The following is a 12,228-nucleotide window of genomic DNA, read 5'->3' as shown; positions in this document are numbered from 1 at the left end:
AGGCGGAACGCGCAAGCGGATCGAAGCGTTCCGCGCGCAAAGGCCGTATCAGCCAAAAGATTGAGAGGCGCGCCGCGCCCGCAGTTCAATATTCATCCGCCATTCATCGGCGGAGCACGCATCAGTTCACCTGCAACATGAAGGCGTCGAAATACGCGGAGAGCGCCGTAAAATCATTGAGCGGCAGCACCTGCGCGACATATTGATCCGGCCGCACCACGACCAGGCAGCCGGCCTTCCGATCGATGCCGCGCATTGCGAAAACGTCGTGACCGCTCTTGAGGTCCGGACAAAACATCTTTTCGTAGTCGAGCAAGCCGTAGCGCCCTTTGCGCGGCAGCAGCAGCGCTGGCATCGCCTCGATCGCGAGCGCGCGATGCTCCTGCTGAAACACCGCACGCAGATCGATCACGCCGTCGATGTCGGCGCCGGCTGGCGTATACCGCCGGATCGGCGATTGCCGGGACTCGGCGAGGAAATTGCACAAGGCACGAATGGCCGAGCTCGACGCCGCGGGATTCTCGGCAGGAGAAAACGCGTAGATGCGGAAACGGCCATCCGCCTGTGCCGCGTGGCCGAGATGAACAGGCTTCGCATCCCCAAGCCGGATCACCGGCGCCGAGTGGAAGCGCTTGCCGATGACGAGACCTGGCGCGAGATGCTGATGCGAGGCTGCGCCGGTCAGGATCGATGGCGTGTAATGCGTCGCCGTGCCCGCGGTGTAGCGGCCGTGCCTGACGAAATAATCCTGCGTCTTGGCGGCATCGGCGCCGCCGGCTTTCGCTGCGGAGGCGAGAATCCCGGCCCATTCTCGATCGAAATCGATCAGCTCTTTCGCCACCGCTTGCCGCTCGGCCGAATAGGAATGCAGCAGGCTCGGTGCGCTCCGCTTCCGAAGCACGGCTGCAAGCTTCCAGCCGAGGTTGAAGGCATCCTGCATCGAGACGTTCATGCCCTGCCCCGCTTTCGGGCTATGGGTATGACAGGCATCGCCGGCGATGAAGATCCGCGGCAGGCGCGTGTTGATCTCGGCTTCCGGCACGTCATCGAACTTGTCGGTCAGGCGTTGGCCGATCTCGTAGACCGACCACCAGGCGATCTCCTTCACCTCGAGCGTGTGCGGATTCAGGATCCGCTGCGCTTTCGCAATCACGTCTTCGGCAGTGATGTTGCGGTTGGCCACGCGCTCGCCGACGTCGAGCTTTGCCAGCTCGACATAGAGGCGGACCATGTAGCCGCCTTCGCGCGGAATGATGAGAAGGCTGCCGTCCTTCGCCGACTGGATCAGGGCCTTGAAGCGGATATCGGGGAAATCGGTCACCGCCAGCACGTCCATCACGCCCCAGGCATGGTTGGCGGAATCGCCATGCAGCTCGCGGCCGATCGATTTGCGCACCGTGCTGCGCGCGCCATCGCAACCGACGACGTAGCGCGCCCTGATGGTCTCGACCTTGCCCTCGCCTCCGGCATCGACGCGTTCGAGCCGCACGGTCACCGCATGGTCGGCTGCTCCCGCGGCCGGATCGACCTCGAGGTCGAGCAGACGCCTTCCGTAATAGGGCGCGAGCTTGGCTGGTGATTTACGCATAACGTCGAGAAAGCCGTCATGGATGCGGGCCTGGTTGAGAATGACGTGCGGGAATTCCGACAGCCCGTCCTCGACGTCCTGCACCCGGCCGCTGCGGACGATCTTCTCCGGCGCGCCCTCGTCCGGTTTCCAGAACGTCGTCTCGTTGACCCAATAGGCTTCCTTCAGCACGCGCTCGCTGAAGCCATAGGCGTGGAACATCTCCATGGTGCGGCAGGCGACGCCGTCGGCCTGGCCGACCGAGAGCCGGCCCGGCTTCTGCTCGACGATGCAGGTCTTGATGTCAGGGAATTGCGCTAGCTGGGCCGCAAGCGTCAGGCCCGCAGGGCCACAGCCGACGATGAGGACATCGACCTCGTCAGGGACGGCGCCCGCAGCGCCCGAGGCCTGAACGCGTTCGGCGGGATCGGCAATTTCGGGATCGCCCGGCTGGAATCCATTGAGATGGAATTGCATGAGCACCTCTCCCGTTGACGTCTTGTTCGATATTGCTCAGTATGCTGACTATCAGTATACTTGTCAATAATCGTCCGCCGTCGCTGCCCTCACGGAGATTTCGGTGAAAGACAACAACGACATGCCCGGCCATCTGGCGCGGCGGTTCCAGCAGATCGCGGTGGCGGTATTCCTTGCCGAGGTCGGCGAAGCCGGATTCGACCTCACGCCGGTGCAGTACGCGGCCCTTGCGACCATCAAGGCCAATCCAGGGCTCGACCAGGTCACGCTCGCAGGATTGATCGCCTATGACCGGACCACCATCACCGGCGTGGTCGATCGCCTCGTGCAGAAAGGCCTCGCCGAGCGCCGCGCCAGCAGCCGCGACCGCCGCGCCCGCGAGCTCGAGATCACCGACGAGGGCCGCCGAACGCTGCGCAAGATCACGCCCGCGGTCGAATCCGCCCAGCAGATCATGCTGCGCGGCCTCAGCGCCAAGGAAGGCGAGGAGTTGATGCGGCTGTTGCGCAAGGCCATCGCCGCGGGCAACGCGCTCAGCCGCGCTCCCTTGCGCGATATCCAGGCATGACCGGTTCCTGGGTGGGTAATTGTCGCAGACCTGCGAAACCAGGAGCTAACCTTCGGCTGCTACCGTCGGCCCCAATTCGGCGCTTAACGCGCGATTAACTTTGCCGGTTCGGAGTTTCGGATGTTCAGGTTCGTCGTTGCGGCCGCAGTTATCGCGCTGTCCACCGGTCATGCGCTCGCGAATGGGCATGGCGGCGGCGAAGCCGCTGCTGCGCCGAAGACCGAGGCGGTGCCCGCGCCCGCGCGCTACGTTCAGACCAAGCAGGGCCTCAAGCTCGTCGATCTCAAGGGCATGACGCTTTACTTCTATGAGCGCGACACCAGCGGCAAGACGTCGAGCTGTGACGGCAAATGCGCTGAGGCCTGGATTCCGCTGGCTGCTCCCGCGAATGCCCAGGCGACCGGCGATTTCACGCCGATCACCCGAAACGACGGCAGCAAGATGTGGGCCTTCCGCTACCGCCCGCTCTACACATCAGTGGCCGACAAGGCGCCGGGCGAAACCAATGGCACAGCCACGACACTGCAATGGCGCGTCGCTCGGCCCGAGGATTAAGGCGCGAACGGCGCGCGTCCGTTACCGCCCAGCGCGCCAGCGAGCTTGGCGTGAGCCGCGGAATCGGCCGAGGCGTAATTCACCTCTGGATTCCAGTGCAGCGCCGTGTACAGCACCAGTCCTGCCAGGATCGATCCGTAGAAACCGAGCGTGGCCAAACGCCACTTGCGCACGACGCGACGATCGTTCTCGTCAAGACGATCGTTCTCGTCAAATTGATCAATGAAATTCTGCATGATTGCCTCCAATGGCAACGAGCCATTGAGACATAGCGCAACTGCAGCAATACGCGTGTGAAGCATTTCACCTTTGCAGCAGGCTGGTCGTCGCTCGACGCGGTCCCCGTCATTCAAGCTTCGGTGATGCGGCCGGAGCGACAGGTCAGCTGCCTCATCCGCGCCAGCTCGGCCCCGCCTCGACCTGCGCGCTGTGGCCGGGCGGCAGCACCACGACGGTTGCGTTGAGCTTGACCCGATCGAACAGATCGATCACGTCCTCGTTGCGCATCCGGATGCAGCCCGACGAGATCGCCTGTCCGATATATTCCGGCTGGTTGGTGCCGTGGATGCGGTAGAGCGTGTCCTTGTTGCCGGTATAGAGATAGATGCCCCGCGCGCCCAGCGGATTGGCGGGACCGCCGGCCACGCGCGCCGGATACGGCCCCAGCCGCGCCTGGATTTCTGCGGTCGGCACCCAGTCCGGCCATTCCGCCAGACGACCGACGCGCGCGACTCCCGAGAACGCCATCGCCTCCTCGCCAACCGCGACGCCATAGCGGATCGCCTTGCCGTCGGGCAGCACGTAGTAGAGGTAGCGCGCATCGGTATCGACCAGGATCGTGCCCGGCTGTTCCTTGCGCGGATAGTCGACGATATGACGGAGAAATTGCTCAGGCACATTCGCCTGGGCGTAAGGCGTGTGCGCGAGCAACTGGCGGTCGCGCGCCGTCATGCTCGCGTCCGTCGATGGCGAGAGCGTCGTCTGCATGCAGCCGCCGAGCGGCAACAAGGCAACGAAGAACAAAGCGAGTAGAGATCTTGGCACCGCCGGCCCCCGATAGCGGATAGTAGCGCCCCCAGCACCGCGAGAATGCTGCCTAAATCGTGCTGAAAACAAGGCAGTGCGGAACACGTGCCCGTGTTCGGCAAGCCCGGTTCCATCACCACAAACGGCAGGAGACCGTCGCGATGTCTCCATCGCGTCGCCTTGCTTTGGTCAAACCCGGCTGGACTCGTGCCCCTTGGGCCAACCTGACCAGATCTGGATGGGCCATTCAACCGATCGGCTCGCGCCAATGCGGACGACCAACGCTTCAGAGGAGCTGCGATGCTCGCGACGTTGAACAGCCGGCAGATCGTGGATGAGATCGTGAAGGACACGATGAGAGACAACGACCCGCATGACGCCGTCCAGATTTCGCCCGACGTGGTGCGGGCTTCGCGCCTGACCACCGAGGCGCCGACGCTGGCACCTGAGTTCACGGCCCGTCCGGAGCCGAAATTCGCGCTAGAGCCCAAGATTAATTCGGAGATTAATCCGGAGATTAATCCGGAGATTAATCCGGAGCCGAAGTTCATTCCTGTCTCCAAGCCGCACGCTGCAATGCCGTCGGTCGACACCGCTGTGCGCGTGACGGCGAGCGATGGTCATAGCCGACCGAAGCGATCGGCCGCCGGCAGATGGCTGCGCGGCGCCTTCGTCACGTTCCTGTTTGCTGGCGGCAGCGCGGCCGCCACCATCGCCTGGGAAAAGCACGGCGACACCGCGACGCAGATGCTCGCGGAATGGACACCGGCCCTGGCGTCGCTGCTGCCTTCGACATCGCAGACGGCGCCGGTCGCAGCCGCGCAGGCTGCCCCGCCCGTCGCACCGGATCAGACCTCCGACCAAACTGCGGCGACGCCCGCAGCACCAGTTGTTACGGCCGCTGCTGCGCCTGCCGCGACACAAGCCGATGCCACGCAGACAGTGGAGTCAATGACGCGCGACATCGCCGCGATGGCGCAGCAGATCGAGCAGCTCAAGGCCAACATCGCCGAGTTGAAGGCCGGTCAGGAGCAGATGGTGCGCGAGATGGCGAAGCCGCCGGCGCCAAAGCCGGTCGCCGAGGCGAAACCGCCGATCGATCCGCGCGCGCGATTATCTGCGCTGCCGCCGCGCGCTGCGGCCCCGATCCCGCCGCCGGTTCGCAAACCGAAGCCGGTCGTGTCACACAGCTACATGCCGGCTTATTCGCCCCCGCCGCTCGCACCTCCGCCGCCGCCTTCGCAGGCTGCCGCGGTCCCGCCGCCGGCGGCACCACCGGCTGCGACGACGCAAACTGTCGCCGATGATGACGGACCGATCGTGCGTCCGCCGATGCCGCTGCACTAGAGCTGCATCGCGAGGCCCGCATCAGACGACAACGCAAGCTGTCCGACTCGACGTGATGATGTGAGTCCGTGCGACTACGGTGATGCGCGGCTCGGCGCAAAGAGAGAAAAGGCCGTCGGGATCTATGCCGCCGGCCTTCTCTTGCAGCTGCCGGTTCCCGGAGCCCGGTTCTGCTGCGATTCAATGCCTCATGATCGCGCAGACATATTGAATAAAAACTTAATGCACCCGAATGCTGCACATCATTTCTGCGCCATAAGCACAGAGATTGCGCGCTCCGTTCTCGGACAGATATCGACTCAGTGGTACAATCCCTCATGTTTTGAAGACTTCCGTTGAAGGCTTCGTTTGAGGATTTGGGTCGTCACACCGGGGAATTCGGATGCCTTACTACTCCTTCGATCTCGTGGTTGGTGAAGAGTTCAAGAACCAGGGCGAAATCATTCTCGAGGATATCGCGGTCGCCTCCGATCGCGCTGTTCAACTCGCCACCGAGCTGTCGCAGGTGAAGCCCGAGCTGCAGCGGAAAGGTTGCGCGGTGCGCGTCACCGATCGCGATCACAACGAGGTCTACCGCACGCCGCTCGACCCCGTGCCAGCCTGGCGTCGATAGCTCGTCGGCGAGCTTCACGGCCGCGCCCCCATTGCGGAGCGGCACTCCAGCCGCTAGCCTCCTCAAAAATCAGGGGAGGCACAAGGATGCGCTACGGTTACCTGATGGCAAGCCTGTTGCTGATCGCAGCTCCAGCCCAGGCCGCTGACGACCATCCGCGCTCGACCTATGTGACGATGGTCTTGCAGGCTTTTGCCGCCAAGGTCGAATGCCCGAACACGGATGTCGTCTATCAGGATCTGGTGCAGAAGGCGCAGCAGATGCAGCTTCCCGACGGCACCACCGAGCAGGTGCGCAAGGCGATCGCCTGGATGCACACCGGCGGCAAGATGGGCGAGAAGCAGGCCGACGACATCATGGCGGAGGTCGCGGTGGCGACGCAAGCGACCGATCTCGACCAGCGCCGGCTCGGCATGAGCAATTGGTGCGAAAAGCAGAAGACCAACCTCGCCGGCCTGATCCGCAGCAAGGGCGGCTAACCGGTTTTTCGCGGGCGTTAAGCACGCCGCGACGGAACCGCCGCCCCCGGCCCATAATCGTCGCATTTCTCGCCAGCATGCGCGGGTCTCTTTGAACAGGAGAAGCCCATGCGGATTGCCTATCTCGTTTTCGCCGGCACGCTCGCGGTGAGTGCCGCGCTGGCTGCCCCGGCGCTGGCCAAAAATTCCAACGCCCAGAAGAGCGAGGACAAATCGGTATCATCATCCTGTAGCGCCTATCAGCAAGCACCCGATGGATCGTGGGAGCAACTCCCTTGCAAGGAGACAGGCGACCGCGAACAGCCACAGACGCAGCACAAACCAGCTCCGCCTGGCGTCGACCAAGGCGAGCGCTAAGCCGATCCGGTTCCGGCAAATCAGCTCTGATGCGGACCGCGGATGATCTTCATGGCGTCCTCAATGTGACGCCATTCCTTTGCATCATCCGCGTCCCCGCGGCCCTCGCAGGCCTGCGCCTGCTCGGCAGCCTTCGCAATCGCAGCGAAACCATGTCGTTCCAGCATTTGCCGTGCGACGGTGTGGACCTGGACCTCGGACATCATGGGCGCTCTCCCATCTGACGAAGCCGCGGGGCATCGCTCAACGTTCCGCGGCCATCGTACAACGATCGAGCCGCGCGTGTCGTTCCGCTCACCCGCCAGCACGACAAAGGCGGCCCGCCATGCCCAGCGGACCGCCTTCTCACCCACCCCAAATGGGCCGTCCTCAGTCGCGTCCCCTACGCGACAGCCACACGCTTGCGCTCGAAATCGTTGGGCACCTCGATATCGACCTCGAGGGTCGAAACCTCGTCGCCGCGCTCGAGCCGGACGATCACCTTGGTCGGGTCCAGTGTCACATGCTTGGACACGACCGCCAAAATTTCCTCACGCAGCACGCCGAGCAGATCGGGCTGGCCGCGCAGTCCGCGTTCATGGGCAAGCAGGATCTGCAGCCGTTCGCGCGCGACGGGTGCAGAGGCCTTGTTGCCGCGGAGAAGCCGGAGCAGACCCATGCTCATGCAGCCCTCCGTCGCAGCAGACGATCCATGAAGCCCTTGCGTTCGGTGGGCACCTGCATCGGCACGGTGTCGCCGCACAGCCGCCGCGCCGCGTCGATATAGGCCCGGGCGGGTGCGCCGTCGGCATTCGACAGCGTCACCGGCGTGCCGACATTGGAGGCGCGCAGCACGTCCTGGCTCTCGGGGATGATGCCGAGCAGAGGCGTCGCGAGGATTTCCAGGATGTCGTCGATGGTCAGCATCTCGCCGCGTGCGGCGCGCGAGGGATCGTAGCGGGTGATGAGAATGTGCTTCTCGACGCGCTCGCCCTTTTCGGCCCGCACGGTCTTGGAATCGAGCATGCCTATGATGCGATCGGAATCGCGCACCGAGGAGACTTCCGGATTGGTGACGATCACGGCCTCGTCGGCAAAGCGCATCGCCATGGAGGCGCCGCGCTCGATGCCGGCCGGGCTGTCGCAGATCACCCAGTCGAAACGGCTGCGCAGGTCCGCAATGACCTTGCCGACGCCCTCTTCCGTCAGCGCGTCCTTGTCGCGGGTTTGGGACGCCGGCAGCAGCCAGAGGTTCTCCAGCCGCTTGTCCCTGATCAGCGCTTGCGGCAGCTTAGCCACGCCCTGCACCACATTGATGAGGTCGAACACCACGCGGCGTTCGGCGCCCATCACGAGATCGAGGTTGCGCAAGCCGACGTCGAAATCGACGACGACGACCTTGTCGCCGCGTTGCGCGAGCGCAGCGCCCAGCGCGGCGGTCGTGGTCGTCTTGCCGACGCCGCCCTTGCCTGATGTCACGACCAGTACCTTACTCATCTGAAATGTCTCCTTTGCTGGTCAGTTCAGTGCTGTAATTCGCATGGTATTCCCCTGCAGCCAGGCCTGCGCCGGCTTGCCGCGCAAGGCAGCGTCGATGTCGTCGGCGGTCTGATAAAATCCATCGATTGCAAGCAGTTCGGCCTCGATCTTCTGGCAATAGATGCGCGCGCTGGTATGACCGTTCACGCCCGCCATGGCGCGGCCGCGCAGCGCGCCGTAGATGTGGATGGAGCCGCCGGCAACGACCTCCGCGCCGGAGCCGACCGAGCCCAGAATGGTGACGTCGCCTTCGGGGAAGATCACCGTCTGGCCGGAGCGCACTGGGCTCTCGAGCAGCAGCGAGGTCGGCTTGGTCTCGGCCTTCGCCTCAAGCTTCTTGGGCGCGCTCGGCTCGATCACGCAGCTGCGTCCGCCCGAGACCAGCGGCGGCATGGAGGGCGTCAGCCGCGCTTCCTCCACGCCCTCGATGCCGAGCACGCGGATGTTGCGGTCCTGAAGACTGGTGAGGAGATGACCGATGCCGGACTGGCTGAGATCGACCGAGGACAGATCGACCACTACGGGGCGGCCGGCGAAGAAGCCCGGCGAGCGTGCGATGGTGGCGTCGATCTCCTGGAGCCAGTCCTGGATCGGAACCGTCGGCACGAAGACGAAAGCCACATAGGAGCGCCCGCGCAGGCGCACCATCTGGCGTTGAGGTTTTACTAGGGCCTCCATGGCGGCCGACTCGTCCCCTGTTATTGAATGGTTAACGATGCCGCCGATGTGGTTAATGGCTGGTTAATTTCTCCGTGGGGTTACGTGAGTGGGATGGGCTTGGCCGGGGCCGCCTGCCAAATCAGGCCACGGATCGCTCAGGCGTCCCCGACAAAGACCGTCAGCGCCCGCTGCAATTCCTTGTAGGCGCGCGGTCCGATCTTGGCCGCGAGCGCCTTGTCGCTTTCGGCGGCCGCCGGCCTCAGCCGGCCCAGCAGCGCCGCGCCGGCCTCGGTCAGATAGAGCACGTAATAGCGGCGGTTGATTGCGGACGCAGTGCGCTGCACCAGGCCACGGCCTTCCAGATGATCCACCAGCCTGCCGAGCCCGGCCCGCTCGATCGACAGAAGCTGCGCGACGGCGAGCTGGTTGACGCCGGGATTGGCGTCGATCACGCAGAGCACGGAAAATTGGGCGGGACTGATCTCGAAGGCCGCCAACTGCCGGCTGAATTCCTTGAAGATCCAGAGCTGCGCCCGGCGGATGGAGTAGCCCAGCAGTTGCGAGAGGTCCCCGAGGGCAAGCGGTTCTGCGCGGGCCGGCTTCGTGCCGGACACGGGACGCGGCGCCGGCCGCAACGGCTTTGTCACGCGTGCCGCCCGCTGCGGTCGCGCGATCCGTTTCCTGACCCGAGCCTTTTTCCTCACTGGAGCCTTGCCTGGCTGCATCGCGCGCATCTTTCGCAAAGCCGGCACAGAAGCTTCCGGCGGTATCCCGAGGATTCGGACAGCGAGTCTAACGCAACGCGGTCGGATCGAGAAGCCGGGCGGAGCTCCGGCTTTGCCGCATACAGCTTCTACGACAGGTTGCACGGCAATATCGCGCAATGCGCCATGTTGACATGGCAACATCGCTCGCCTAAGGATCGTGAAAGCCTGCCGTACCACGAGCAGGTTCAAGGGGAGCGAACGTCCGTGCCGTCATCAGGGGTGGGCGACGATCCGCGTGCCACAGCGCATCGCGGCAGAATGGTTTTGCGCGCAACGGCCTCGCGGCTCATTTGCCGGCGCACGCGCATCGCTCCCAGCAATTCCAAAGATGTTTCCGATCACTCTACGCCTCGCCAATCGGCGGCGCGTCGGGCGCTTTCGTTCCATCATCAACGTTGAAACTGGGAGGGCATGACATGAAACGACTTTTCCTCGCCTCGACGATCATCGCCACATCGGCGTCTCTCGGCCCGCAGGTAGCGGCACACGGGCTGCCGCCGAGCGGCGTGGCCCCGCGCTCGTCCTGCACTGCCCTCACCGGGCTCACTCTGCCGAACACGCAGATCCTGAGCGCGACGCAGAAGTCGGGCTATTGCAACGTGGTCGGCATCATCAACAAGCGCGTCTCCACGCAGGACCCCGATCACTTCACCTACGGCATCGGCTTCGCAGTCAACTTGCCCAACACCTGGCATGGCCGCTTCGAGATGATGGGCGGCGGCGGCACCGACGGCAGCCTGCAAAGCGATCCGCAAGGGGCGGCCGGTGTCGAGCTCGGCCAGGGCTGGGCGGTCGCGGCCGATGACGGCGGCCACGAGGACAGTGCAACCAACGTCGTCGGCGGCCATCAGGACGACGACGCCAATGCCGGCGGCTCCGCGCATTTCGCGATCGATGCGCAGGCACGCCGCGACTACGGCTATAATGGCATCGAAAAGACCGCGACGACCGCCAAGCAGATCATCTCCTATTTCTACGGGCTCGACACCGTCTATTCCTACATCATGGGCTGCTCGAACGGCGGCCGCGACGCGATGGTCGCGTCGCAACGATCGCCCTGGCTGTTTGACGGCGTGATCTCGCAAAATCCCGGCTTCAACCTGCCGCAGGCGGGCCTTGCGGAAGCCTGGAACGAGCAGGTGCTCGGCACGCTTTCGACCAGCAAGGACGTCAACGGCCAACCGTACATTCCCGACACGTTCCCGCAGCAGGACCTTCAGGTGACATCGGCTGCGATCCTGAGCGCCTGCGACGCGCTCGATGGCCTCGTCGACGGCATCATCGACAATTACCACGCCTGCACGGCGAAGAAGGTGTATCCGGCCCTCGCGAGCTACACCTGCGGCACCGGCTCGCACGGCAGCACGCCGCATGGCGGCACCTGTCTCACCAGCGCGCAGGTCGACGTGCTCAAGAAGATCTACGCCGGACCGGTCAATTCAAAAGGCGAGCGGCTCTATTCGAACTGGTTCTGGGATGCCGGCATCTGGACGCCGCCCACCGCGCCCGGCGCAGGTTGGCAATTCTGGAACGTCGTCACCGCGCCTGTGCCCGCCGTCAACACCGCGATCAACCTGACACTCGGCGCCGGCGCGATCCCGATGATCTTCCAGACGCCGCCCGTCGTCACGCCCGTCAACGGACCGAACGGCCAGGAAGCCTTCGTGTTCAAGTTCAACTTCGACACCGACGCGCCGAAGATCTTCACGAAGACTGCGGCCTATCCGGAAAGTGCGATGGACTTCATGGCGGCGGTCGCAACCGATTTGCGTCCGTTCAGGTCGCGCGGCGGCAAGCTGATCATCTCGTCCTCGGTCAATGACGGCATCTTCTCGGGCGCCGCGATCGCCCGCTGGTACCGCAAGATGAACCAGCGCATGGACAATCACGCGACCGATTTTGCGCGGCTGTTCATGGTGCCCAACATGGCCCATTGCGGTGGCGGCGCAGCCACCACCAGCTTCGCCACGAACGAGCTCAAGGCGATCACGGACTGGGTCGAAAACGGCATCGCGCCGGAACGCATTGTCGCGGCCAATACCAACACCGCCTCGCCCTACCCGACCGGCGGCGTGTTCGATCCGCGCATTGCCCAGAACTTCCCGGCCGGGGGCACGCGGCCGCTCTGCGTCTATCCCAAGATTGCGACGTACAAGGGCAGCGGCCTCACCAGCGATGCCGCGAACTTTGCGTGCGTCGATCCCGGCTTCGGCCGCGGCGGCGACCACGACTTCCACGACGATGACGACGGCCACGGCGGCGACGGGCACTGAACGTCAGACATGTGACTGGAT

General features: G+C 64.4%; 15 protein-coding genes. 7 read left to right on the top strand and 8 right to left on the bottom strand.

The annotated features are described in order from the left end of the window. Positions 1 to 121: 121 nt before the first annotated feature. Positions 122 to 2,044, bottom strand: a complete 1,923-nt coding sequence (locus tag ACP2YP_RS18605) for an FAD-binding monooxygenase (protein WP_426425861.1) — start codon at positions 2,042 to 2,044, stop codon at positions 122 to 124. 103 nt (positions 2,045 to 2,147) lie between these two features. Between ACP2YP_RS18605 and ACP2YP_RS18600 the strand changes: the two genes are divergently transcribed. Next, a complete protein-coding gene (locus ACP2YP_RS18600; protein ID WP_426425860.1) occupies positions 2,148 to 2,612 on the top strand; it encodes a MarR family winged helix-turn-helix transcriptional regulator in 465 nt (154 codons plus the stop codon). 120 nt (positions 2,613 to 2,732) lie between these two features. Beyond that, positions 2,733 to 3,167 (top strand): COG4315 family predicted lipoprotein, encoded by a 435-nt coding sequence (locus ACP2YP_RS18595; RefSeq protein ID WP_426425859.1) that lies wholly within the window; start codon positions 2,733 to 2,735, stop codon positions 3,165 to 3,167. Here ACP2YP_RS18595 and ACP2YP_RS18590 read toward each other — a convergent pair. Beyond that, positions 3,164 to 3,403 (bottom strand): hypothetical protein, encoded by a 240-nt coding sequence (locus tag ACP2YP_RS18590; RefSeq protein WP_426425858.1) that lies wholly within the window; start codon positions 3,401 to 3,403, stop codon positions 3,164 to 3,166. The genes ACP2YP_RS18595 and ACP2YP_RS18590 overlap by 4 nt on opposite strands. Before the next feature lie 154 nt (positions 3,404 to 3,557). Continuing rightward, complete coding sequence (locus ACP2YP_RS18585) at positions 3,558 to 4,211, bottom strand: L,D-transpeptidase (protein ID WP_426425857.1); 654 nt, start codon at positions 4,209 to 4,211, stop codon at positions 3,558 to 3,560. A gap of 282 nt (positions 4,212 to 4,493) precedes the next feature. Here ACP2YP_RS18585 and ACP2YP_RS18580 point away from each other — a divergent pair, with 282 nt between their 5' ends. The 4 genes from ACP2YP_RS18580 (at position 4,494) to ACP2YP_RS18565 (ending at position 6,989) form a co-directional block, all read left to right on the top strand. Beyond that, on the top strand, positions 4,494 to 5,540 hold the full coding sequence (locus ACP2YP_RS18580; RefSeq protein WP_426425856.1) for a hypothetical protein: 1,047 nt from the start codon (positions 4,494 to 4,496) through the stop codon (positions 5,538 to 5,540). A 382-nt stretch (positions 5,541 to 5,922) separates the two neighbouring features. Beyond that, the gene (locus ACP2YP_RS18575; protein WP_426425855.1) at positions 5,923 to 6,153 is read left to right on the top strand and encodes a DUF6894 family protein; all 231 of its coding nucleotides are present in this window, start codon (positions 5,923 to 5,925) and stop codon (positions 6,151 to 6,153) included. 86 nt (positions 6,154 to 6,239) lie between these two features. Then, entirely contained in the window at positions 6,240 to 6,632 is a 393-nt protein-coding gene (locus ACP2YP_RS18570) for a hypothetical protein (RefSeq protein WP_426425854.1), read from the top strand. A 108-nt stretch (positions 6,633 to 6,740) separates the two neighbouring features. Next, positions 6,741 to 6,989, top strand: coding sequence for a hypothetical protein (locus ACP2YP_RS18565; protein ID WP_426425853.1), 249 nt, complete (start codon positions 6,741 to 6,743; stop codon positions 6,987 to 6,989). A gap of 20 nt (positions 6,990 to 7,009) precedes the next feature. On the opposite strand, the gene ACP2YP_RS18560 is transcribed toward ACP2YP_RS18565, so the two are convergent. The 5 genes from ACP2YP_RS18560 to ACP2YP_RS18540 form a co-directional block, all read right to left on the bottom strand. Further along, positions 7,010 to 7,195: a hypothetical protein gene (locus ACP2YP_RS18560; RefSeq protein ID WP_426425851.1), complete on the bottom strand. Its 186-nt coding sequence runs from the start codon at positions 7,193 to 7,195 to the stop codon at positions 7,010 to 7,012. Positions 7,196 to 7,371: 176 nt separating this feature from the next. Then, on the bottom strand, positions 7,372 to 7,653 hold the full coding sequence (gene minE, locus ACP2YP_RS18555; RefSeq protein ID WP_426425849.1) for a cell division topological specificity factor MinE: 282 nt from the start codon (positions 7,651 to 7,653) through the stop codon (positions 7,372 to 7,374). Next, complete coding sequence (minD, locus tag ACP2YP_RS18550; protein ID WP_426425848.1) at positions 7,650 to 8,465, bottom strand: septum site-determining protein MinD; 816 nt, start codon at positions 8,463 to 8,465, stop codon at positions 7,650 to 7,652. Before minD ends, minE begins: the two co-directional genes overlap by 4 nt. Positions 8,466 to 8,486: 21 nt before the next feature. Further along, entirely contained in the window at positions 8,487 to 9,185 is a 699-nt protein-coding gene (gene minC / locus ACP2YP_RS18545; protein ID WP_426425847.1) for a septum site-determining protein MinC, read from the bottom strand. 137 nt (positions 9,186 to 9,322) lie between these two features. Then, on the bottom strand, positions 9,323 to 9,781 hold the full coding sequence (locus tag ACP2YP_RS18540) for a MarR family winged helix-turn-helix transcriptional regulator (protein WP_426425846.1): 459 nt from the start codon (positions 9,779 to 9,781) through the stop codon (positions 9,323 to 9,325). A gap of 569 nt (positions 9,782 to 10,350) precedes the next feature. Here ACP2YP_RS18540 and ACP2YP_RS18535 point away from each other — a divergent pair. Next, a complete protein-coding gene (locus ACP2YP_RS18535; protein ID WP_426425845.1) occupies positions 10,351 to 12,207 on the top strand; it encodes a tannase/feruloyl esterase family alpha/beta hydrolase in 1,857 nt (618 codons plus the stop codon). Positions 12,208 to 12,228: the final 21 nt, after the last annotated feature.

It is taken from the genome of Bradyrhizobium genosp. A, assembly GCF_049949275.1.
In the GTDB taxonomy this organism is placed as follows: domain Bacteria; phylum Pseudomonadota; class Alphaproteobacteria; order Rhizobiales; family Xanthobacteraceae; genus Bradyrhizobium.
This window is presented reverse-complemented; position numbering and strand designations above follow the sequence as displayed.

Coding starts and splice junctions, on each gene's coding strand:
- ACP2YP_RS18605 (WP_426425861.1), bottom strand. CDS start 2,044: ATGCAATTCCATCTCAATGGATTCCAGCCGGGCGATCCCGAAATTGCC.
- ACP2YP_RS18595 (WP_426425859.1), top strand. CDS start 2,733: ATGTTCAGGTTCGTCGTTGCGGCCGCAGTTATCGCGCTGTCCACCGGT.
- ACP2YP_RS18590 (WP_426425858.1), bottom strand. CDS start 3,403: ATGCAGAATTTCATTGATCAATTTGACGAGAACGATCGTCTTGACGAG.
- ACP2YP_RS18580 (WP_426425856.1), top strand. CDS start 4,494: ATGCTCGCGACGTTGAACAGCCGGCAGATCGTGGATGAGATCGTGAAG.
- ACP2YP_RS18575 (WP_426425855.1), top strand. CDS start 5,923: ATGCCTTACTACTCCTTCGATCTCGTGGTTGGTGAAGAGTTCAAGAAC.
- ACP2YP_RS18570 (WP_426425854.1), top strand. CDS start 6,240: ATGCGCTACGGTTACCTGATGGCAAGCCTGTTGCTGATCGCAGCTCCA.
- ACP2YP_RS18565 (WP_426425853.1), top strand. CDS start 6,741: ATGCGGATTGCCTATCTCGTTTTCGCCGGCACGCTCGCGGTGAGTGCC.
- ACP2YP_RS18560 (WP_426425851.1), bottom strand. CDS start 7,195: ATGATGTCCGAGGTCCAGGTCCACACCGTCGCACGGCAAATGCTGGAA.
- minE (WP_426425849.1), bottom strand. CDS start 7,653: ATGAGCATGGGTCTGCTCCGGCTTCTCCGCGGCAACAAGGCCTCTGCA.
- minD (WP_426425848.1), bottom strand. CDS start 8,465: ATGAGTAAGGTACTGGTCGTGACATCAGGCAAGGGCGGCGTCGGCAAG.
- minC (WP_426425847.1), bottom strand. CDS start 9,185: ATGGAGGCCCTAGTAAAACCTCAACGCCAGATGGTGCGCCTGCGCGGG.
- ACP2YP_RS18535 (WP_426425845.1), top strand. CDS start 10,351: ATGAAACGACTTTTCCTCGCCTCGACGATCATCGCCACATCGGCGTCT.